The 21,014-nt window shown below is 64.8% G+C and carries 20 protein-coding genes; 17 read left to right on the top strand and 3 right to left on the bottom strand.

The window, feature by feature from the left end; translation table 11 throughout:
* Positions 1-72 precede the first annotated feature (72 nt).
* The 15 genes from ACNEOT_RS22995 (at position 73) to ACNEOT_RS23065 (ending at position 14,926) form a co-directional block, all read left to right on the top strand.
* A complete protein-coding gene (locus tag ACNEOT_RS22995) occupies positions 73-705 on the top strand; it encodes a flavin reductase family protein (protein ID WP_415976935.1) in 633 nt (210 codons plus the stop codon).
* The gene (locus tag ACNEOT_RS23000; protein ID WP_415976936.1) at positions 702-1,595 is read left to right on the top strand and encodes a carbon-nitrogen hydrolase family protein; all 894 of its coding nucleotides are present in this window, start codon (positions 702-704) and stop codon (positions 1,593-1,595) included. Before ACNEOT_RS22995 ends, ACNEOT_RS23000 begins: the two co-directional genes overlap by 4 nt.
* Positions 1,573-2,604 (top strand): hypothetical protein, encoded by a 1,032-nt coding sequence (locus ACNEOT_RS23005; RefSeq protein ID WP_415976937.1) that lies wholly within the window; start codon positions 1,573-1,575, stop codon positions 2,602-2,604. Before ACNEOT_RS23000 ends, ACNEOT_RS23005 begins: the two co-directional genes overlap by 23 nt.
* Position 2,605: 1 nt before the next feature.
* On the top strand, positions 2,606-3,865 hold the full coding sequence (locus ACNEOT_RS23010; RefSeq protein WP_415976939.1) for an FAD-dependent monooxygenase: 1,260 nt from the start codon (positions 2,606-2,608) through the stop codon (positions 3,863-3,865).
* Positions 3,862-5,292 carry an MFS transporter gene (locus tag ACNEOT_RS23015; protein ID WP_415976940.1) on the top strand — a complete coding sequence of 477 codons (1,431 nt, stop codon included), beginning with the start codon at positions 3,862-3,864 and terminating at the stop codon, positions 5,290-5,292. Before ACNEOT_RS23010 ends, ACNEOT_RS23015 begins: the two co-directional genes overlap by 4 nt.
* Positions 5,292-6,143 carry an FAD binding domain-containing protein gene (locus tag ACNEOT_RS23020; protein WP_415976941.1) on the top strand — a complete coding sequence of 284 codons (852 nt, stop codon included), beginning with the start codon at positions 5,292-5,294 and terminating at the stop codon, positions 6,141-6,143. Before ACNEOT_RS23015 ends, ACNEOT_RS23020 begins: the two co-directional genes overlap by 1 nt.
* Positions 6,140-8,506, top strand: coding sequence for a xanthine dehydrogenase family protein molybdopterin-binding subunit (locus tag ACNEOT_RS23025; RefSeq protein ID WP_415976943.1), 2,367 nt, complete (start codon positions 6,140-6,142; stop codon positions 8,504-8,506). The genes ACNEOT_RS23020 and ACNEOT_RS23025 overlap by 4 nt, the downstream gene beginning before the upstream one ends.
* On the top strand, positions 8,503-9,006 hold the full coding sequence (locus ACNEOT_RS23030; protein ID WP_415976944.1) for a (2Fe-2S)-binding protein: 504 nt from the start codon (positions 8,503-8,505) through the stop codon (positions 9,004-9,006). The genes ACNEOT_RS23025 and ACNEOT_RS23030 overlap by 4 nt, the downstream gene beginning before the upstream one ends.
* Positions 9,003-9,629 carry an SRPBCC family protein gene (locus ACNEOT_RS23035; protein ID WP_415976945.1) on the top strand — a complete coding sequence of 209 codons (627 nt, stop codon included), beginning with the start codon at positions 9,003-9,005 and terminating at the stop codon, positions 9,627-9,629. The genes ACNEOT_RS23030 and ACNEOT_RS23035 overlap by 4 nt, the downstream gene beginning before the upstream one ends.
* Positions 9,630-9,636: 7 nt before the next feature.
* On the top strand, positions 9,637-10,818 hold the full coding sequence (locus ACNEOT_RS23040; protein WP_415976946.1) for an XdhC family protein: 1,182 nt from the start codon (positions 9,637-9,639) through the stop codon (positions 10,816-10,818).
* Between the two features lie 483 nt (positions 10,819-11,301).
* A complete protein-coding gene (locus ACNEOT_RS23045; RefSeq protein ID WP_415976947.1) occupies positions 11,302-12,054 on the top strand; it encodes a hypothetical protein in 753 nt (250 codons plus the stop codon).
* A 100-nt stretch (positions 12,055-12,154) separates the two neighbouring features.
* Positions 12,155-12,454, top strand: a complete 300-nt coding sequence (locus ACNEOT_RS23050; RefSeq protein WP_415976949.1) for a hypothetical protein — start codon at positions 12,155-12,157, stop codon at positions 12,452-12,454.
* Complete coding sequence (locus ACNEOT_RS23055) at positions 12,451-13,458, top strand: WXG100 family type VII secretion target (protein WP_415976950.1); 1,008 nt, start codon at positions 12,451-12,453, stop codon at positions 13,456-13,458. The genes ACNEOT_RS23050 and ACNEOT_RS23055 overlap by 4 nt, the downstream gene beginning before the upstream one ends.
* 119 nt (positions 13,459-13,577) lie before the next feature.
* Positions 13,578-14,399, top strand: coding sequence for a hypothetical protein (locus ACNEOT_RS23060; protein WP_415976952.1), 822 nt, complete (start codon positions 13,578-13,580; stop codon positions 14,397-14,399).
* Positions 14,396-14,926, top strand: a complete 531-nt coding sequence (locus ACNEOT_RS23065) for an LpqN/LpqT family lipoprotein (RefSeq protein ID WP_415976954.1) — start codon at positions 14,396-14,398, stop codon at positions 14,924-14,926. The genes ACNEOT_RS23060 and ACNEOT_RS23065 overlap by 4 nt, the downstream gene beginning before the upstream one ends.
* A gap of 1 nt (position 14,927) precedes the next feature.
* Here the strand turns inward: ACNEOT_RS23065 and ACNEOT_RS23070 are convergent, their stop codons facing one another.
* Together ACNEOT_RS23070 and ACNEOT_RS23075 are read right to left on the bottom strand one after the other, a co-directional pair.
* On the bottom strand, positions 14,928-15,854 hold the full coding sequence (locus ACNEOT_RS23070; RefSeq protein ID WP_415977122.1) for an ABC transporter substrate-binding protein: 927 nt from the start codon (positions 15,852-15,854) through the stop codon (positions 14,928-14,930).
* Positions 15,855-15,927: 73 nt separating this feature from the next.
* A complete protein-coding gene (locus ACNEOT_RS23075) occupies positions 15,928-18,240 on the bottom strand; it encodes an ATP-binding cassette domain-containing protein (protein WP_415976956.1) in 2,313 nt (770 codons plus the stop codon).
* Between the two features lie 188 nt (positions 18,241-18,428).
* Here ACNEOT_RS23075 and ACNEOT_RS23080 point away from each other — a divergent pair, with 188 nt between their 5' ends.
* Positions 18,429-18,869, top strand: coding sequence for a hypothetical protein (locus tag ACNEOT_RS23080; RefSeq protein WP_415976957.1), 441 nt, complete (start codon positions 18,429-18,431; stop codon positions 18,867-18,869).
* A 1-nt stretch (position 18,870) separates the two neighbouring features.
* Here the strand turns inward: ACNEOT_RS23080 and ACNEOT_RS23085 are convergent, their stop codons facing one another.
* Entirely contained in the window at positions 18,871-19,410 is a 540-nt protein-coding gene (locus ACNEOT_RS23085; protein ID WP_415976958.1) for a DUF2231 domain-containing protein, read from the bottom strand.
* A gap of 89 nt (positions 19,411-19,499) precedes the next feature.
* On the opposite strand from ACNEOT_RS23085, the gene ACNEOT_RS23090 reads away from it, so the two are divergent.
* The gene (locus ACNEOT_RS23090) at positions 19,500-21,011 is read left to right on the top strand and encodes an acyl-CoA synthetase (protein WP_415976960.1); all 1,512 of its coding nucleotides are present in this window, start codon (positions 19,500-19,502) and stop codon (positions 21,009-21,011) included.
* The last annotated feature ends 3 nt before the right edge of the window (positions 21,012-21,014 follow it).

Below are 21,014 nucleotides of genomic sequence, written 5' to 3' on the forward strand. Positions count from 1 at the left end.
CCCCTCTATCGTCAGGGCAACGCAATCGGTTGCACGACCGGTTGCACAGCAAGCGAAAGAAGGCTCGTTTCGATGACTTCCCAGGTAGGCGACTCTCTGGAGCTCACGGATCGCACCCGCCACGACATCGATTCGATGTCTTCGGGGGATGTGTACAAACTGCTGTCCTGCGCGGTGCAGCCTCGGCCGATCGCATGGATCTCGACCGTCTCCGGCGACGGCGTCCGCAACCTGGCGCCGTTCAGCTTCTTCAACGTCGCCTCGCGCAACCCGGCGACGCTGATGATCTCCATCGGTGAACGAATCGGGTTCCCCGGAGAGCTCAAGGACACACTGGTCAACATCCGCGACACCGGCGAATTCGTCGTCAACATCCCGTCCGCCGACACCGTGGATGCAGTGACCGCGAGTTTCGCCACCGTCGACGCGGCGATCGACGAGTTCGAGCTCTCGCACATGACCGCGGTGCCGTCGGTGTCGGTGGGGGCACCGTCGGTGCTCGAGTCCCTGGTGTCTCTCGAATGCCGCACGATGCAGGAAATTGCGCTCGGCACGGACACTCTGGTGTTGGGGACCGTGACGGCGGTGACCAGTAGGCCTGGCCTGCTCACCGACGACCTCCACGTCGACACTCTCGAACACCGTTTCCTCGGTCGGCTTGCAGGCCCGTTCTACACCACGGACATGAATCGGGTGGCACAGTGACGGCCTCGGCCCGGCTGACGGGGGTCGCCACGCACAGCGAAGTCGAGACGTTCGATATCGCTGTGGTGCAGACCGGCTCGCGAATCGGAGCCTGGCAGCAGAACATCGACGCGGTGCGTTCGGAGGTGCAGGCTCTCGCCGCGGGCGGGTCGAAGGTGATCGTTCTGCCCGAATTGTTCGCCAGCGGTTACGATCTCGACAGCATCGACACGATGGCCGAATCCGTACCCGGTCGAACGTCGAGCGCGCTCGGCGAACTTGCCGCCGAGACCGACACGGTTCTGGTGACGGCCATCGCGTTTCGTGATGCCGACGGAGTCGTCTTCGACAGCTCGCTCGTCGTTGGCCCGGACGGACTGCTCGCGTTGGGGCACAAGCGGTTTCTGTGGGACCGAGAGAAAACGGTGTTCACTCCTGGCTCGGAGAGCGGACTGCTGGTCAGCACTCCGTTCGGCACTATCGGCGTCGTGATCTGCTACGAGGCAGGGTTCCCCGAGACTGTCCGAGACCTCGTTCGGCGAGGAGCCGATGTGATCGCCGTACCGTCGGCCTTCGGACACGTGCGTTTGCACGTGTGGAAGTTGCTCACCCGCTCTCGAGCACTCGAGAACGGCGTCGTCGTCGCGGCCGCAGGACTCACCGGACAGACCGGCGACGGCCCGCGGTTCGCGGGTCACAGCGTCATCGTCGGACCGCAGGGCCGCACCATCGTCGAGATGGACGAGAGCGTCGGATCGGTGTCGGCAACAGTGACTCGCCGCGAGTTGCTCGATGCACGCGACGAAGTTCCCTATCTGAAAGACCTTGCCCGACTGGGCGGTATCACCGAGAACGATTCAACCGAGAACTCTCACGAGAGGAACCGAGATGTTCGATCTGCGATCAGCTGATCTCCTGCGCGCGTTCACCCGACAGCTCGAGCTGTGCAAAGTCCGGCCCGGAGAGCAGGTGGTGATACTTGCGGAGCCGTCGAGCCGCGGGGATTACGTCTCGGCGGCCTTCGGGGCGGCTCAGAGCCTGGGTGCCCAAGTACTCTCGGCCACCGTTCCCGGCGGCAGTGCGGCACCGATGCCGAGCACCCACACCGGTGCCGGCCCCGGTCTGGTGTCGGTCATGAACAGTTCGGTCGCGCAGGACATGCTCAAGGGAGCCGACCTGGTGGTCGATCTGACCAGCGAGGGCTTCATCCACGCTCCCATCCAGCAGGAGATCCTGGCCGCCGGAACGCGCATCATCTTCGTGTGCGACGCCCCGGACGTGCTCATCAGGAACATGCCACAGGACGGCGACAAGGAACGGGTACAGGCCGGCGTCGATCTGATCCGCAAAGGTTCGACCATGCGCATCACCAACGAGGCAGGCACCGATCTCACCGTGCAACTGAGCAATTCGCAGCCCGAGTTCCAGGTGGGCTTCGCCGACGACAAGGGACGCTGGGATCACTGGCCGTCCACCATGGTGCTGTGTTGGCCGGAGATCTCCAACGGGCAGATCGTGTTGTCCGAGGGCGACATTCTGCTGCCGTTCAAGGAGTACGTCCGCGACAGGACGACACTGACCGTCACCAACGGACACATCGACGAGGTCACCGGCGGCGCAGAAGCGGCTCTGCTCAACATGTTCTTCGACGACTCCAACGACAAATGGGCGCGCTACCTGTCCCACATGGGCTGGGGATTGATGAAGACCGGCGACTGGTTCGCGGCGGCGATGTACGGCAAGGACGACATCATGGGCATGGACGCCCGCGCCTTCGCCGGCAGCTTCCTATGGTCCACCGGCCCGCACCCCGTACTCGGCCGAGACTCCTACGCGCACCTCGACATCGGAATGCGCGCCTGCACCGTGTCCATCGACGGCATCAATGTCGTCACCGAAGGCCGACTGGTGGAGAACTGACATGGCACCGATCGAAGTGGTCGTCGCAGGCGGCGGCTTGGGTGGATTGACCGCGGCGCTGTCGCTGCGGCACAGGGGAATTCAGGTGACGGTGCTCGAAGCCGCAGCCGAACTCGGCGAGGTCGGAGCAGGCATCCAGACCGCACCGAACGCGAGCCGCATCCTCATCGCCCTCGGCATGCGTGACAAGCTCGAAGCGATCAAGACCGAACCGATGGACCAGGTGCGCAGGCGCTGGGAGAACGGCAAAGTCATCGCGCTCACCGCGCTCGGCGAATACTGCAAGAAGACCTTCAACGCGCCGTACTGGCACTACCACCGTGCAGACCTGCACTCTGCCATCCACGCGCAGTGCCTCGACCCCGACGGCCCGGGCCCGGTCGTGGTGTTCGAGACCGATGCGAAGGTCGTCGAGGTCGACCGCACGAACCCGATGCGGCCCGTCGCGGTGACCGGAGCGGGACGTCGGTACGATTCGGATCTGCTCATCGGAGCCGACGGAATCCGCTCGACGGTACGCGATCTCATCGGTCTGCCCGACACTCTGGTGTTCTCCGGTGAAATGGCCTATCGCGCACTCATTCCTGGCGACCGCATCGTCAAGGATCCGGCCACCCGCTGGCTCGTCGACCGATACCAGAGCACCATCTGGTACGGACCCGATCGGCACCTGGTGCACTACATGATCCGCAACGGCGAATACCTCAATGTCGTTGCGCTGGCACCGTGTACCGACGAGGTGCGTGACGGCGGACCACGGCTCGTCGGGCCCGAGGAACTGATGGCGACGTTCCCGGACTGGGACGACCGGGCCCACGCGATGCTGTCCAAGGCCGACGAGAACGTGCTGTGCCAGGCGCTCTACTACCGCAGGCCCGACCCGCGGTGGACCGACGGCCGCGTAGCGCTGCTGGGCGATGCCTGCCACGCCATGCTGCCGTACCAGGCGCAAGGTGCCTCGCAGGCCATGGAGGACGCCGCCGTGCTCGCCGAGGAACTCGCGAAGGTAACCTCGAGCGGAATCGACGACGCGTTGGCGCGCTACGTCTTTCGCCGGGCCCGGCACGCGCGGATGGTGCAGGACGCGAGCCTGCAGAACAAGACTTTCTACCACATACCCGATGGACCCGAGCAGCAGAAGCGGGACGCGACACTGGCGTCGTTCGATGGGGAGTCCGACATCTCGTACGACTGGCTGTGGAGCGGAACCCCGCTCGACGACAGCGATGACGAGAAATTCCATTACTCGTTCGTCCGATGACGACCTCGGACCACAACACCGCGCCGGAGGCTGCGATGAAGACTGGTGATCAGGTAGTACAGGAACTCCCCTGGAAATGGGGTGTGCAGGGCAAGATCTTCATCATCGGCGGACTGGGTTACATGTTCGACGCCTGGGACGTGGCACTGAACGGATTCTTGACGCCGTTGCTCGGCAGCTACTGGGACCTGTCGCAGGCAGAGCGCGGGCTCGTCGCCACCGGCAACCTGATCGGCATGGCCGTCGGTGCCGTCGTATGGGGCACGATCGCCGACCGAGTCGGACGCAAGCGCGCATTCTCGTTGACGCTGTTGATCTTTGCGCTGTTCTCCGTCCTCGGTGCTTTCGCGCCGAGCTTCGAGATCTTCATCGTTCTGCGGTTCCTCGCCGGGTTCGGACTCGGCGGCTGCATCCCGGTGGACTACGCGTTGGTCAGCGAATTCTCACCACGCCGCATTCGCGGCAAGATTCTGTCCGCGATGGACGTCTGGTGGCCGATCGGTGCCACCATCTGCGGCGTCGTGGCAACACTTCTGGTCCCGATCGACGGTGATGTTCGCTGGCGCTACATGTTGCTGTTCATGGTTCTGCCTGCGCTGCTGCTGTTCTGGGTTCGACGCGGCATCCCGGAGTCGCCGATTTACCTCGCCAAGGTCGGCCGAGAAACCGAGGCCCGCGCAGTCATCGACGACATGGTGACGCGCACCGGATCCGAGGCCGTCGAGTACGTCATCGTCGCCGATACGGCACCGAAGGGTCCAGGCGGTATGAAAGCTGCTCTGACACAGCTGAAATCGGTCTGGCGCTACAGCCCGCGCATCACCGCGGCAGCTTGGATGCTGTTCGTGTCGATCATGCTGCTCTACTACGCAGCGCTGAGCTGGATGCCGTCCATCCTTCGCGCCGAGGGCTACGGGGAATTCGCAGCCTTCGCCGGTACGACGCTCATGACCGGAGTCGGTATCGTCGGTGTGCTCACCTCGGCGTTCATCGTGGAAATCTTCGGACGCAAGTGGGTCATCGGGCTGTCCGGCCCGATCGCGGGTAGCGCGCTGGTCATGTTCGCCGTCATGCTCGATATTCAATCCGCCGCGCTGATCTGGCTCGGCATCTTCGGGTTCGTCATTCAGCTGACCATTCCGGTGCTCTACTGCTACGTCTCGGAGCTGTATCCCACCAACATTCGCGCCTCCGGATTCGGGTACGCGTCCTCGGTGAGCCGGGTGGCCACGGGCTTCGCGCCACTGCTCTTCGGCTCCGTGATGTGGCCGATCCTGGGTCTGCCGTTGACCTTCGGCATCGTCACCGCGTTCGTGTTGTTCGCGGTGATCTGGATGGCGTACTTCGCGCCGGAGACCAAGGGCCGCGAACTCGACACCCTCGTCGACGAACCCACCGAGGTAGTCGCAGGCGAGGCTCGGGTCTGATGAAGCCCGCACAATTCGACTACCACCGGGCGCGCGACGTATCGGGTGCCGTGCGGCTGCTGGCCGAGCTGGGCGAGGACGCGAAGATCATCGCCGGAGGCCAGTCCCTGGTCGCCATGATGAACTTCCGCCTCGCCCGGCCCGGGCACCTGGTCGACGTGGGTGGGTTGAACACTCTGCGATACATCCGCCGAGAATCCGACGGACTGCACATCGGAGCGCTCACCACCCACCACGATGTCGAATCCGGCGACGTAGGAACGGACTTCGCTGTTCTTCGCGACGCCATGCGGTGGGTGGGGCACTACCCGATCCGTACCCGCGGCACCGTCGGGGGCAGCATCGCCCATGCGGACGCCACCGCGGAATGGTGCCTGCTCGCCATCCTGCTCGACGCCCGGATCGTCGTCGAGAGCGTGCGGGGGCGGCGAACCGTCGAGGCAGACTCGTTCTTCTTCGGGTACTACTCCACCGATCTCGCGTACGACGAGATGATCGTAGAGATCGTGTTCCCGAACCCGGCACCGCACGCTGCGGTGACCGAATATGCCGAGCGCCAAGGAGATTTCGCGATCGTGGGCGCAGCGGTGTCCCTCGATCTCGACGGCGTGGCCGTGGTAGGCGGACGCGTCGCCCTCGCGGGGGTCGGCGCGACCCCGACGCGATCTCCGGCAGGCGAGGCCGCGCTCGCCGCCGGCGGAACGTTCGCCGACTGCGCAGCCGCCGCAGCCGAACCTTTGGAACTGGAGGACGAGGGCATGTTCACCGCCGAGTACCGCCGCACCCTGGTGCGCACGTTGGTCGCCGACGCCTGCAGCGACGCACTGGTCTCGCAGGGAGTGCCCACGTGAGCGTCGATCAGGTTCTCACGCCGAAGTTCGTCGGTACCTCGGTAGCCCGCCGGGAAGACCCGCGGTTGCTCACCGGCCGAGGCAGATTCGTCGACGACATCGCGATGCCGGGAATGCTGCACGCTCAATTCGTACGCAGCACCGTCGCGGCCGGCTCGATCACCGATCTGGACGTCGGTGATGTCGCCGGAGTCGAGGGAGTGCGCGGCGTCTTCACCGCGACGGACTTGGACCTGCGGCCGATCCGGGCCGAACTGTCCCGTCCGCTCAGCGAATTCGTGCCCACCGACATGCCCGTGCTGGCGTACGACGTCGTGCGCTACGTCGGTGAGCCGCTGGCCATCGTCGTCGCCGCCGATGCCTACAGCGTCGAGGACGGGCTCGAAGCGGCACGAGTGTCGTACCGGACCGTCACCGCCGTCACCTCCGCAGACCAGGCCATGTCCGAGGGCATGCCACTGGTGCACGATTCGGTTCCGAACAACACCGTCGTGGACGTGCAGATGTTCGCCACCGACGGCATCGACGAGATATTCGACGACGCGCACACCGTCGTGTCCGTGCGGTCGCGCACCGGGCGCCAGAACGCGCTTCCGCTCGAGACCCGCGGATGCATCGCGTACTGGGACGACCGCGACGAGCAACTGATCGTCCACATCTGTACGCAGGTCCCGCACCAGGTTCGGACCGTCACCGCGCTGTGCCTCGGGCTCGACGAGCGCCAGGTGCGCGTCGTGGTACCCGACATGGGTGGCGGCTTCGGGCAGAAGTGCGTCGTCGGTCGCGAGGAGATCGCGGTCGCCGCAGCAGCGTTGAAGCTCCGCCGTCCGGTCAAATGGATCGAGGACCGCAAGGACGCGCTGACGGCGTCGTTCCTGGCCCGCGAACAGCAGTACGACGTGCGGGCAGCGTTCGATTCCGAGGGACACATTCTCGGCCTCGACGCAGATGTCGTGTGCGACATGGGCGCGTATTCGTGCTACCCCTTCACCGCAGGCATCGAACCGCTCATGGCTTCGGCCGAAATGCCCGGGGTGTACCAGGTTCCGGCATATCGGGTGCGGGGCCGCTCGATCTTCAGCAACAAGGCTCCGACCGCGCCGTACCGAGGTGTGTCCCGGCCGCAGTACGTCATGGTGATGGAGCGACTGTTCGAGCGAGCGGCTCGTGAACTACAGCTCGATGCTGTGGAGATCAGACGGCGCAACGTGATCACCGCCTTCCCCTACACCGGCGTCAACAACATCACCTACGACCCGGGTTCGTACCTCGAAGCGTTGAACCTGTGCGAGCAGACGCTGCGGGACGGCGGCTGGTACGACTTCCGGGAGCGGGCAACCGCCGACGGTCGACACGTCGGCATCGGGTACTCGTGCTTCAGTGAGCGAACGGGATACGGCAGCAGCGCATTCGCGGCCCGCAAGATGAACGTCGTTCCCGGGTTCGACATCTCGGAGGTCCGGATGGACACCTCCGGCACGGTGGTGGTGACGACCGGCACGATGAGTCATGGCCAGAGCCACGAGACCACGATGGCGCAGATCGTCGCCGATCGGCTCGGCATCGACGTCGAACAGGTCAAGATCGTGCAGGGCGACACCGACCGCATCACCTACGGCTTCGGGTCGTTCGCCTCCCGCTCGATCTCCATCGGCGGCAGCGCGGTGGCGTTGGCGTCGAACAAGCTGGGAGACAAACTGTGTGAGATCGCGGCGCACCTGATGGAGACCCGTGACGACAACGTCGAGCTGGCATCGGGTCGCGTCCGTCAGCGCGACGACCACTCCAAGTACGTCACCTACCGGGACATCGCCGACGTCGCGTATCTCAAGGCACAGTTGCTGCCGAAGGGCGTCGAACCCGGATTGTCCGCGACGGCCAGCTTCGACGTGTTCAACGACGGCACGTTCTCCAACGCAACCCACGGCGTCGTCGTGGAGTTGCACGAGGGCACCGGCCGAGTGGAGATTCTGAAGTACGTGTGCGTCGAGGACTGCGGCGTCGCCATCAACCCCAAGATCGTCGAAGGCCAGTGCCGGGGCGGAATCGCCCAGGGCATCGCCGGTGCGCTGTTCGAGCGGGTCTCGTACGACGACCACGGAAATCCATTGTGCGCCAGCTTCATCGACTACAAGGTGCCCACCGCCTGCGAGATCCCGGACATCGAGATCCATCACCTCGAAACGCCTTGCCTGTTCACCGAATCCGGAGCCAAGGGAGCAGGTGAGGGTGGCACGATCGGTGCACCCGCTGCCGTGCTCAACGCCGTCAACGACGGATTGCGTGCCACCGGAGTCGAACTGAACGACACACCGATCACCCCAGTGGCAGTACAGGCAGCACTGGCGAAGGGAAAGCCATGAGCAACAAGCAACTGATCGAGCTGAAGGTCAACGGCACCGTCCACGAGGTGATCACCGAACCACGCCGTACCTTGGTGGACGTACTGCGGCACGATCTGCAGCTCACCGGAACACATGTGGGGTGCGAGCACGGCGTGTGTGGGGCCTGCACCGTGCTGATCGACGGCAAGCCGGCCCGGGCGTGCCTGACGTTCGCAGCGCAGGTGGAGAACTCGGACATCGAGACCGTCGAATCACTCGGCAACGACGGCGAACTGAACGATCTGCAGCAGGCCTTCGCAGACCACCACGGACTGCAATGCGGCTTCTGCACACCAGGATTCCTGATGCTGGCCGAGGGCTACCTCGCCGCCAACCCCGATGCCACCAAGGAACAGATCCGCGAGGTGGTGGCGTCGAACTACTGCCGCTGTACCGGGTATCAGACCATCGTCGAGGCCATCGACTCGTGCGCCGAGCAGCGACGCTGCGCCGGCTGTGTGAACGGAGTTCGCAAGTGATACTGACCAATACACTCGATATCGACGCATCCGCCGAGGACGTGTTCCGGCTCATCAACGACGTCGAGAAGGTGGCTACCTGCGTCCCGGGGGCCGCCATCACAGGCAAGGACGGCGAGACCTACCTCGGTGGAGTCAAGGTCAAGGTAGGCCCGATCAGTGCGTCGTACGCGGGCACAATTCGGTTCCTGGACGTCGACGCCGAGGCGCGCACGCTGACCCTCGAAGCCAAGGGGGCGGACTCGCACGGCAACGGCGACGCCGAGGCCCAGGTCGATCTCGCGGTCGAGTCGATCGGTGACCGTTCGCGATTGACCCTGAACACCGACCTGGTGATCAGCGGCAAGATCGTCTCGTTCGGCAAGGGAGCGATCGTGGCCGTGTCGAACAAGGTGCTGCAGCAATTCGCCGTCAATCTCGGTGCGCTGCTCAGTGGTTCGGCTACGGCCGAATCGACCGCGCCTTCGGCTGTGAAGGCCGCTGGGTCGAGCCCGGTGGGCGGCGAATTGAATGCGATGTCTCTGATGCCCGAACCGGTGCGCAAATACGCGCCTATTGCCGGCATCTTTCTCGCCGGGATGGTCGAGGGATGGCTGGTGTCCAGAGCCTTCGGGCGACGGTAGGGCCGTAATGCTGGAGTTCGCAGCCACCCTCGACGACTGGTTCACCGGCGGACGACCCTTCGGCCTGGCCACCGTCGTCTCGACATCCGGCAGCACCGTTCGTGAGGTGGGTTCTGTCATGGCCGTGGATTCCGATGGCAGAGCGCTGGGTGGTGTGTCCGGCGGATGCGTCGAAGGCGCGGTGTTCGATGCAGCGGTGTCGGCGGCAACAGGCGGTGTCGAGGATCGGTTGCGCTTCGGAGTTCCGGACGACGACCCCTTCGCCGTCGGCCTCACGTGCGGTGGGACCGTGGACGTCGTGGTCGACCGAATCGACGCCAAGACCCGCCCGCACTTCGAAAAAGTGTTGTCGCGGATCATGTCTCGTTCCGCCGTCGCCGAGGTGACCGTTGCCTCCGCGGCGAGCGGTCACCTCGTGGTCGCCGGCGACGACGCGATCGGAACGCTGGGCCACCCCATACTCGACGCGCAGGCCGATGTCATCGCCCGAGACATGCTGAAGGACGGGGTATCCGGCCTCCGGGAAGTCGACCTCGACGGCCGAGTGGTCGAGATCTTCGTTCGATCGTTTCCGGCCCCGCCGCTGCTGATCGTCTTCGGGGCTCTCGATCTCGCCGACTCCGTAGCTCGAGCGGCCGCAATCGTGGGTTACCGCACCGTGGTGTGCGACGCTCGCCCGATTTTCGCTACGAAGCAACGCTTTCCGCATGCCGACGAGGTCGTCGTTTCCTGGCCGCACGAATATCTGACTGCGCAGTGGGAGGCGGGCTTGATCGATCGCTCCACCGCACTCTGCGTGCTTACCCACGATCCGAAGTTCGACGTCCCGTTGCTCGACGTCGCGGTACGCACCAATGCCGGCTATATCGGCGTGCTGGGTAGTCGTCGAACCGACGAGGACCGACGTAGACGTCTCTCCGACCGCGGTATCGATGCCGAATCGCTGGCGCGGTTGGCCTCTCCCGTCGGCCTCGACCTCGGTGGGCGTAGCCCCGGAGAGACTGCGTTGTCGATCGTGGCCGAAGTCGTCGCGGTGTCGAACGGACGATCGGGCGGGCGTTTGCGCGACGGCACGGGGTCGCTGCACGGCCGTGACGATGCTGCCGATCAGCAAGACGCGGTCCGCGATGCCCGCAGCGCCCCTGCGGTTCCGATGATCAGTACCGCGATGGCGAAGGCGATCGAATAGGAATCACCCATTGCGGGCGCGACGACCAACGGGCCCACCACCTGTCCGAGTCCGTAGACCGCCGTCAGCGTCGCCGCGGTGCGGCGATGGGAAGGGGCTGGGCGATGGTCATCGACAGCATGGTGATTTCCGTGAAACGTCTCACCGGAAAAAGTGCAGACAACACGGCGGCGACGATCCACACAACCGGACCCACCGATGTGCTGCCGTGGCCGCCGACTGCAGCGACCAGGAACGTGCCGACGAGGATGCACCCGAGCCCTTCGACGAAATAACGGTTTGCATCGCGTCACTCGATCATCGACAGGGATCAGACGGAACCGATCGGCCATCCGGTGCGTCCAATCTCCGATGCCGACAGTGGGGGAAGCATGACCGAGACCAAGTACACCGACGCCGAACGGCCCACCTGGGTGCCGCACTGGCCGAACACGCTCGGCCGGGCGATACAGGCCGTCATCGCGGCCGTCGTGGTGGTGGCGGTTGCGGTCTACCGCGGGCCGCCTCGAGTTGCGCGGCGAGAACGACTGGTACACGAACGGGTCCATCGCTGTGCTTGCACTCGGCCTCTGCGTCTGGATCGGGCTCAACGACAACGTGATTCGATGGGGTGTCCCGATCCGATTCGTCCGGCGCATCGAGGACGACGCGCATGGCAGCGGTGTTTCGATCCCACCCCGTAGGGCCAGGTTGTGGCTGATGGTGTGTGCGGCGATCGCTGCCATGGGGCTGGGTGGCGCGCTGTCTCGTAGCGAGCAGCTGGGTCCGGTAGGCCCACCGATCGCAGGTATCGCCGCCGTCGTGCTGGTGGTGACGCTGGGCTTCCGCAGCAGCGTCGAACTGCGTTTGTTCGCGGACGGGTTCGTTCGGCGCAGACGCTCGGCAGTGTTCTTCTTCCCGCGCACCCACGACGTGATGGTCCGCTGGGACAACGTAGAGCAGTACGAGGCTTCGACCTACCGGACCTCCGAGAAGCGAGGGAGCGGCTTCACCGAACCCGTGCTGTACATCCGCGCAGCAGGGCTCGACATCGATCGTCCCCGCGACCGACTCGACGAGTCGGACCGTATGGCGATCCGAATCCACCTGCTCGCAGCCGAACCGAATGCCATTCTGTCGCTGATGAAGTGGTGCTCCGACAATCCCACCGATCGAGCCAGGATGACCGGGTACGACGCACCCGATCTCCTGACGCCACCCCCGCCGCGCGAGCGACTCGAACGATCACGTTCCTGACCGCGTCACCGACGGGATGGAACCGATCTGTGCCGGGGAGCGTCAAACCCGATGACGCCGAACAACCGGGCGTCGACACAATGCGACTCGGGGGAGCGTCATGACAGTGAATGTGGATCCAGCGATCCTGCGGCAGTTCTCGACTGCGTTGGCGGGGACGGGAGAGGCGATCGGTGAACTGGATACTCTCGCGCCGTTCCGCACGTCGGAGAACGCGCTGCAAGGGAGCGACTTTCACACTGCATGCGTGACGGCCGCCGCAGCAGCGGCGGGAGCTGTTGCAGCACTGGCCGGTCGAGCGAATTGCGTCGCTGACATCGCCCGCGGTGTTGCGCAGAACTACGAGATCGCCGACGACGAACTCGCCCGCCGCCTCGCTGCGATGGATCAGCCGAAATGACGCCGACGGTACCGCACGTCGCGGGGTGGGAGCCGGAGTCGATGCGCAAGACGATGATCGAATTGTCCGAGATCGTCGAACGCGTCAACGGCCAGCGCACCGGAGTGCTCGAGGAGCAAGACGCGCTTGCCGAGACGTGGACCGGCGACGCAGCGGACGCTGCAGCCGAACGTGTGGTGACCGAATGCTCCCGGATGGGCAAGGTCTGCGGTGAGATCGAATCGCTCGGAAAGGCATTCGACACCGCAGCAGGAGTGGTCGAGGCGGCCCAGACGCACCTGCAGGCGCAGGTGTCTGCGGCGACGACGAGCGGGTTTGCCGTGTCGGACGACGGTCTTGTGAACCCCGACGGCATGATTGCCCTGATCCCGGACGCCCTCGGCCACGAGAAGGTGCGCCAGGCGGGCGAACTGCGCGCTGCTGCAGCGCAATTGACGCTGGATATCCAGGGTGCGCTGAGGCAGGCCGAGCATGCCGCGGCCGACGCTGCGCACCAGTTGGCCGAGCCGACGAAGATTCTGACCGAACTGGCGTTGAGCAGCCCCACCGGGAAGTTCGTCGAGAACCCGGACGGATCGTTCTCCTGGATGCCGGACTGGCCGACGACCGCAGCAGCAACGGTGATCGGGGGCATGAGCGACGCGACGAAGAGGGCGCTGGAACTTCCAGGTGTGAGTTCCGTGGACGACGTGGCCAAGAATATCGGCCGTGGGCTTGGAGCCTTCGGTGCGGTTGCCGGGACTATTCCCTCGATTGCCCATGACATCGACGAAGGGGTGAGCCCGACCGAGGCGATCCTGGTGAATTCCGCGAGCACGGCCATCGGTCTGGCAGCCGCAAGCTACGCCACATACGCACTCGCAGGACTGGGCGGTGTAGCGGGCTCGGTGTTTCCGGGGCCGGGCACAGTTGCCGGCGGTGCCGCGGGGGTCGCGCTCGGAACGCTTGTCGGGGGCACCGTGAGTCACACCGTGTCCAAAATGTTCGAGTGGACGTTGAGATGATCGAGCGCAGAGACGGTAGCGATGTCTCGAGGCAGGGGGATTCGTCCCGTAAGGACGTTGTATTGCAGGAGAGGCCTGTGTGGGTGCGGACGTGGCGGACAGTTTATCGCGGGTGGCTCTTGGTTTTTGTCGTCCTGACCGCGGCGTGTGCAGCATTTCTTGCGACCGTCGTTCTTTTGTTCGAGAGTCTGCACCCGGATGTGCTCATCAGTTTGTCGTGGCTTGCATTCTTGGTGGTTCTGCCGCTAGGGCAGTCTGTAGTGTTGTCCGGCATCGGATCTGCGCGGTTGTCGCGTTTCGTCCGACCGATTCACGTTGCCGCGGCGGGACGGGGCTTGTCGGTGCCCGGTCGCGGAGATTTCCTGATCCGGAGTTTGATCTTGGCCTTCGCGGTACTGCTCGGCGTGTCGTACTTCCATTGGAAAGACGACGAACCCGGACGTCGCCAGTTCAAGGCGGAGATCTCGACGCTCGTCGGTGCCCCGGTGGTCCTACTGTGTTTCATCCTGGGTTTCGTCATCGTCAACCGAACGAGAATTTCACTGCATCCCGACGGCATCGTGCAGCAAATCTATCGCCGCCGCGCATGGAAAGTGACCATCGACGTCACCGTTGTCCCGTGGGACGACATTGTCGATCTGCAGCCACAGACGCATCCGAATCCGGCGGTGCCGCACCCTGACTGGTACCCGACGATTCGAGTCGTGTATCGCGATGCGAACAGTGAATCGGACCAGGTACTGGTTCTCATGGCATGCGAGAAGAAGGTCGAACCCAACTCGTTGTTCGCCATGCTGCAGTGGTGCCGTGACAACCCCTGGGCGCGTGAGCACCTCGCCCGCAACGATGCCCGCGAATTGCTCCGCCCGCCCGGCCTGCTCGAGCGCATCGGAGCCGACCGCGACGCAGCGAGTTCCCGCAGAAAGGATGCAGTCCAGTGACGGTGCAGGAGCAGTCCATAGAGAACTTTCTGCTGCAGCAGGGTGCCGAGCTCGCGCCGGTGCACCGCAGCGAATGCGACAGGTTCGGACTCGAGATGCCGACGCTCCCGGACTGGGATCTCGCTCCGGAACACCTGTTTCCACACGCCACTGTGGTGCTGTCCTCGCAGGCGAACGCAGTCGACGGATTCGTACCGAACGTGGTGGTTCTGGTCGGCAAACTCAGTCGTTCCGTCGACCCGGATTCGTTGCTGGAGTGCGGTTACGGCGATTCCAGGGCACTGCCGGGCTGGGTCGAGGTCAGTCACGACCGCGACCCGTTCCGCGGCCTACCGTCCGCCTCGATCGCGGGTCGTTACGACTGCGACGGTCGGGTGCTCTTCGCCCGGACTCGATACGCCGCCGTTCACCACATCGTCGATCAGTATCTCGTCCAGGTGACCGCCACCCTGCCCGACTCGCTCCGGCACCGATTGAGCTGGGCTGCAAACGAGTTCGTCGACGAAGTGCGAATTGGGCACGGGTGAACTATTCGGGAATCTGCTGCACCACGGCGGCGACGGCTTCCACCTGATCCGCGATGCGTGGCCCCCACCGACTGGAAAGGTCCTCGTCCATCGGGAAGATCCTGCCGTCCCGGACGGCGGTCAACGAACCCCACCCCGGCCGAGCTGCGACCGATTCGGCTGTGACGCCACAGCATTGGGCGTCGGCGAGGAAGACGATATCGGGATCCGCTGTGATCACCGATTCGGCGGCCAGTTGTGGGTAGTCGCCTGCGCCGGAGCCGTCGGCGATGCTCGTCAGGCCGAACAGCCCGTAGATCTGACCGACGAAGCTGGCGCTCGACACCGTGTACAACGTGTCGTCGAGTTCGTGGAAATACGTCAGCGGCTGATCGCGATTGGGAACGCTCGCCACAGCAGCGTCGATCCGCGAACGCATCTGCGAGACCACCGCGTCGCCGTCGGCGTCGTGCCCGGTTGCGTCGGCTACACGTTCGATCTGCGAGTACGCGTCGTCGAGGTCGGTGGCGGCAGGCAGCAGCAGCGTGGGAATGCCGGCCTCGGCCAGAGTGGACGTCACGAGGCCGAGGTCGGTCGAGGTGATCACCAGGTCGGGGTCGTACGAGACGATCGCCTCGAGGCTCGGCGTGAACGCCGACAACCCGGTCTTCGGGGCGTCGGCCGGGTAGTCCGAGTCAGCATCCACGGCCACCACCTGCTCGCCCGCCCCGACCGCGTACAGGGTCTCCGTCGCCGTGGGGCTGAGCGAGACGATCGTGCGAGGCATCGCGTCGATCGTGACGGTGCCCCCGTCCGAGCCCGACGCGATGCTCTTCGGAAACTCCCCGCTCGACGCCGCGGCCGAGGTGGCAGCCGACGGTGAGTCCGTCGTCGTGCTACCGCACCCGGCCGCGAGGAGCGCGATGACCGCGAATCCGGCTGAGATCATTCGTGCCGATCGACGCTGCACTGCGACTCCTGTTTTCCGATGCCTGTGGAGCGCCAACACTATCGGGTCGCGGTCAGCGCCTCAGGCTCCGTGCCAGGTACGTGCCGGTATGAGTGTCCGAGACCACCAACTCGTCGACGGTTCCGGTGAAGGTGATGAGCCCGCCGTTGTGTCCGCCGTCCGGGCCGAGGTCGATGACCCAGTCGGCGGCAGCAATGACGTCGAGGTTGTGCTCGATGACGATCACCGACCTGCCCTCGTCGACCATCCCGGACAACAACGCGATCAGGTTCGACACGTCCGACGGGTGCAGACCTGTCGTCGGCTCGTCGAGAACCAGTACCGGCGACGACCCGACGAGTTCCGTTGCGAGCTTGAGACGTTGGCGCTCGCCGCCGGAGAGCGAAGACAGGTTCTGGCCGAGCGAAAGATATCCGAGCCCGACGTCCCGGCAGCGGCGCAGGATATCGCGGATCTTCTTGACGTCGAAGAAGTCCTGGGCGTCCTCGACGGACATCTCGAAGATGTCGGCGATGCTGATGCCGTCGACGGTGTGCCGGATCGCACCCGACCGGAACCTCCTGCCCTGGCACGTCTCGCAGGTGCTCGTCACCGGGTCGGTGAACCCGAGGTCGGTGAAGATGACGCCGCTGCCCTGGCAGTCGGGGCACGCGCCGTCGGAGTTGGGGGAGAACAGCGACGGCGGTTGCCCGGTCTTCTTGGCGAAGTACGCGCGGATCGGGTCGAGTAGCCCGGTGTAGGTCGCGGGGGAGGAGCGGCGCGAACCGCGGATGGGTGCCTGGTCGATGATCACGGCGTCGGGCGCGGCCTCTCGGAGGTGGCCGTGGATGAGACTCGACTTGCCGGATCCGGCGACCCCGGTGACGGCGGTCAGGACTCCGAGCGGTACGTCGACGCTGACGTCGCGCAGGTTGTGTGTCTTGGCGCCGGTGATACTCAGCCAGCCCGAAGGCGCACGGGGAGTGCGTAATTCGCCGTCTTCTCGCCGCAGTGCAGCACCGGTCCGGGTGTCGGCGTCACGTAGCTCGTCGTACGTTCCCTCGAATACGACTGTGCCACCTGCCTTTCCCGCACCGGGACCGATCTCGACGATGCGATCGGCGATGGCCATGACCTCGGGGTCGTGTTCGACGACGAGGACGGTGTTCCCCTTGTCGCGCAGCGCGAGCAGCATGTCGTTCAGGCGGTGGACGTCGCGGGGGTGAAGCCCGGTGGTCGGTTCGTCGAAGACGTAGAGCATGTCGTTGAGGGTGGCTCCGAGGTGCCGCACCATCTTGATGCGCTGCGATTCCCCGCCCGAGAGCGACGACGTAGCGCGGTCGAGGCTGAGGTAGCCGAGACCGAGGTCGACGAGTCTGCGCAGTTGCGTGACGATTTCGCCGGTGATGGTGCCCAAGCCCTTGATCTGCCACCCGTCGATGCGATCGGCGAGTTCCGAGACCTGCATCGCGAAGGCGTCGGGCAGAGACAGGCCTTCGAGGGTCGCGCCGCGGATGGTTTCGTTGTAGCGGGAGCCGCCGCAGGACTCGCAGACGCCGCGCGTGACGATGCGCTCGAACGCGAGCTTGGCCTTGCCTTTGAGGGCATCGGCGTCCTTCGCCAGGTAGCTGCGCCGAAACCGGGACACGATCCCTTCGTAGCTCTTCATGATGGCGTCGGGGTTCGTCACGTCGATCTCGCCGGGTTTGGCGTCGAAGAAGATATGTCGTTCGCGGGCGGAGTACTGCTCGATCGGGACGTCGAGATCGAACAGTCCCGAGTCGGCGAACACCCGATACGGCCACTTGCCGACTTCGAAGTCCGGATGCTTGAACGGTCCCTCGCGCAGGGACTTCGACTCGTCCACCAGTTCGCCGAGGTCCACGACCTTCGCCTCGCCGAGGCCCTCGCACTCGGGACACATGCCCGCGGGATCGTTGAAGGAGAACGCGTTCGCGTACCCGATCGCCGGTGTGACACCCCGGGACCACAACATGCGTAGCCAGTCGCCGATGTCGGTGATGGTGCCGACCGTCGACCGCGGGCCACCGAACAGGCGCTTCTGGTCGACGATCACGACGGCTGACAGGTTGGCGATCAGATCGGCGTCGGGGCGACCGTAGGAGGGCAGGAACGTCTGCGCGAACGCGGTGAACGTCGAGTTGATCTGCCGTTGAGCTTCGGCGGCGATGGTGTCGAAGACGAGCGACGACTTCCCCGACCCGGAGACGCCGGCGAACACGACGAGCGAGCGTTTGGGTAGATCGAGATCGACGTTGCGGAGATTGTTCTCGCGGGCTCCGCGAACAAGGATGGTCGACAGTTCGCCAGAAGATGGCTGGGCTGATGTCGGCTGGGCTGTTTCTGTCGGCTGGGCCTGGGTCATGCGCGCTTCGGTCACCTTTCGCCGTGCCCTCATGGGGCGTGCACCGACGGTGGTTCGTACAGTGCCGACGCAGCTTACCGTACGGTGTACGGAATTTCTACCGGAAGCGGTGAGTAACGGTCTCGCAGATCGGTCGATTCAACGGGAGAACGACCGCCACTGGTCGACGAGCACGTCGAAAGGTCCCCATGTCCGGCAAAGTTCGTCTGCTCGCCGCGTCGCTGATCGCGTTGTCGGTCGTGGCGACGGCCTGCGGCTCCGGCGATTCGGCGGAGTCCGATACCCGAAGCGAAGTCACGAGGGTGACGGCAGGAGCCACAATGTCCGTGTCGACCTCGGTGGCGAGGATCGTCCTTCCGGACACCACCGCGACCGAGCCGCCCGCAGCGGAGCCCGTCCTCGCCGCCATGCCTTCGGTCGTGTGTATGAATCTGCAGTCCGCCCAGAACGCGATTCAGGCGGCAGGAATCTTCTATTCCCGGAGCGTCGATGCGTCCGGTGCGAGCCGGATGCAGGTCAACGACTCGAACTGGATTGTTGTGGCGCAGGATCCGCAAGCAGGGGTGCTCGTCGGAGAGGGCGATGCTTTGCTGTCCGCGGTGAAGATCGGCGAGCCGAACAACTGTTGATCTACCCGCGGATGCTGTGCTTGCCTGCCGGAGCCGGTTCCTGCTCGGTCGAGCTGTAGGCGAGGTGGCCTCCGATGAGGCCGCCGACGCTCGCTGTTGCCAGGCCGGCAGCCGCGAGGGCCTTGGCGATTCCGTCGGTCTGCTTTCTCCGCCGAAGATAAGAGCCGAGGAAGAGGAAGACGCCGGTCGCGTTGGATGCCGCGTGGATCATCCCGACGCGTCGCTGGCGGGTGTTCATCGTCGACCAGTCGGCCCATCCGGTGGCGATCGCTGCCGGCGCGGACAACAGCCCGACGGAAATCACGAGCTTGCTCGCCCTGGACTGGTGGTTCAGCAGGTCGAGGACAACGGCGCTGGTCCAGCTGCCGATGGTGACGTTGACCAGTGCAGGGTGGATGGGGTGCCCGATCCACCGTCCGCGGAGTGCGCCGCCGACGGCGCTGTCGTCGAGGGCGGGCGCGAGGACGTCGTTGATGGCATTGCTTGCTCCGTCGAGGAACGATGCCGATTCGAGGCTGTCGAGTGCTTGCTTGAGTGTCATACCCAGGCGAATGCCCCGCTGGGGATGTGCGAACCCTAAGGGCAGCCAAACACGGCACGGAAAGCTTGGACGTCCTATAACGTCGAGTCATGAGCAGCGGCACACGAGTGAACACCGTCGACGGCGTACTGCGGCGGTCCGCAGCGAAATTTCCCGACCGTACGGCGGTTACCTTCGAGGGGCGGAATCACTCTTACCGTGAACTGGACACGGCCGTCACCCGCGCGGCCCGCCGCTTGATCGCATTGGGCTTGAACAGGGGCGATCGCGTTGCCGCGTACGGCGTCAACTCCGATGCGTACGTCGTCGCGTTTCTTGCCTGTGCGCGAGCGGGTCTGGTGCACGTTCCCATCAATTACGCGCTCGTGGGCGACGAACTGCAGTATCTGCTCGACCAATCGGGTTCTCGGGCAGTGTTGGTCGACCCTGCTCTGGTGGGCACCCTCGATTCCGTTCGCGGAAGCACGCGCGTCGAGCACGTGTTGTCGCTTCCCGACCTGCTCGATCCCGCCGACAGCGGCACCGTCGATACCGACTCCGAACTCGACTCGGCCGCCGAATCGACCGACCTGGCGCAGCTGCTCTACACCTCCGGGACGACGTCGAAACCCAAGGGCGCGATGATGTCTCACGGCGCGTTGGTTGCGGAATACGTCTCGTGCGTGATCGCGCTCGGGTTCACCCAGGACGACGATCCGTTGCTCGTGATGCCGATGTACCACTCGGCTGGGATGCACGTGTTCATGCTGCCCTATCTGTCGGTCGGCGCGACGGTGCGGTTGATGCGCAAGCCCGACGTTCCCGAAATCCTGCGCCGCATCGAGGAGGAGAGGATCAAGTCTCTGTTCTTGGCACCGACGGTGTGGGTGCCGCTCGCCAACCACCCGGATCTCGACACACGCGACCTCTCGTCGCTGAAGAAGGCGCAGTACGGATCGTCTATCATGCCTGTCACCGTGCTCACTCGGCTGCGCGAGCGGTACCCGGACATCGAGTTCTACAACTGCTTCGGGCAATCCGAAATCGGTCCGTTGGCAACGGTGTTGCAGCCCGAGGAGCACGAGGCGAGGCCGGCGTCGTGCGGACGCGCGGTGTTCTTCGTTGAGACCCGGGTCGTCGACGCCGATGGAAACGACGTGCCGGACGGCGAGCCCGGCGAGGTGCTCTACCGATCCCCTCAGTTGTGCGACGGCTACTGGAAAAACCCGGATGCGACGGCAGATGCGTTCTCGGGTGGGTGGTTCCATTCCGGCGACTTGGTGACGCGCGATGCCGAAGGATTCATCACCGTCGTCGATCGGATCAAGGACGTCATCAACACCGGCGGCATTCTCGTCGCGTCGCGAGAGGTCGAGGATGCGATCTACACCCACCCGGCGGTTGCGGAGGTGGCGGTGATCGGAACTCCCGATGACAAGTGGATCGAGGCCGTGACGGCTGTCGTCGTCCTGAAGGACGGCCATGACTTGTCGGCGGAGGGGTTGATCGACCACATGAAGGGGCGGATCGCGCCGTTCAAGGTGCCCAAGACCGTCACGTTCGTGGATGAATTGCCGCGCAATCAGAGCGGCAAATTGCTCAAGCGTGAGCTGCGCAGATGACCA

This window comes from Rhodococcus sp. 077-4 (genome assembly GCF_047782425.1).
Classification (GTDB): domain Bacteria; phylum Actinomycetota; class Actinomycetes; order Mycobacteriales; family Mycobacteriaceae; genus Rhodococcoides.

Coding starts and splice junctions, on each gene's coding strand:
- ACNEOT_RS23085 (WP_415976958.1), bottom strand. CDS start 19,410: ATGACACTCAAGCAAGCACTCGACAGCCTCGAATCGGCATCGTTCCTC.
- ACNEOT_RS23040 (WP_415976946.1), top strand. CDS start 9,637: ATGCTGGAGTTCGCAGCCACCCTCGACGACTGGTTCACCGGCGGACGA.
- ACNEOT_RS23050 (WP_415976949.1), top strand. CDS start 12,155: ATGACAGTGAATGTGGATCCAGCGATCCTGCGGCAGTTCTCGACTGCG.
- ACNEOT_RS23010 (WP_415976939.1), top strand. CDS start 2,606: ATGGCACCGATCGAAGTGGTCGTCGCAGGCGGCGGCTTGGGTGGATTG.
- ACNEOT_RS23090 (WP_415976960.1), top strand. CDS start 19,500: ATGAGCAGCGGCACACGAGTGAACACCGTCGACGGCGTACTGCGGCGG.
- ACNEOT_RS23055 (WP_415976950.1), top strand. CDS start 12,451: ATGACGCCGACGGTACCGCACGTCGCGGGGTGGGAGCCGGAGTCGATG.
- ACNEOT_RS23020 (WP_415976941.1), top strand. CDS start 5,292: ATGAAGCCCGCACAATTCGACTACCACCGGGCGCGCGACGTATCGGGT.
- ACNEOT_RS23075 (WP_415976956.1), bottom strand. CDS start 18,240: ATGACCCAGGCCCAGCCGACAGAAACAGCCCAGCCGACATCAGCCCAG.
- ACNEOT_RS23080 (WP_415976957.1), top strand. CDS start 18,429: ATGTCCGGCAAAGTTCGTCTGCTCGCCGCGTCGCTGATCGCGTTGTCG.
- ACNEOT_RS23015 (WP_415976940.1), top strand. CDS start 3,862: ATGACGACCTCGGACCACAACACCGCGCCGGAGGCTGCGATGAAGACT.
- ACNEOT_RS22995 (WP_415976935.1), top strand. CDS start 73: ATGACTTCCCAGGTAGGCGACTCTCTGGAGCTCACGGATCGCACCCGC.
- ACNEOT_RS23005 (WP_415976937.1), top strand. CDS start 1,573: ATGTTCGATCTGCGATCAGCTGATCTCCTGCGCGCGTTCACCCGACAG.
- ACNEOT_RS23070 (WP_415977122.1), bottom strand. CDS start 15,854: ATGATCTCAGCCGGATTCGCGGTCATCGCGCTCCTCGCGGCCGGGTGC.
- ACNEOT_RS23030 (WP_415976944.1), top strand. CDS start 8,503: ATGAGCAACAAGCAACTGATCGAGCTGAAGGTCAACGGCACCGTCCAC.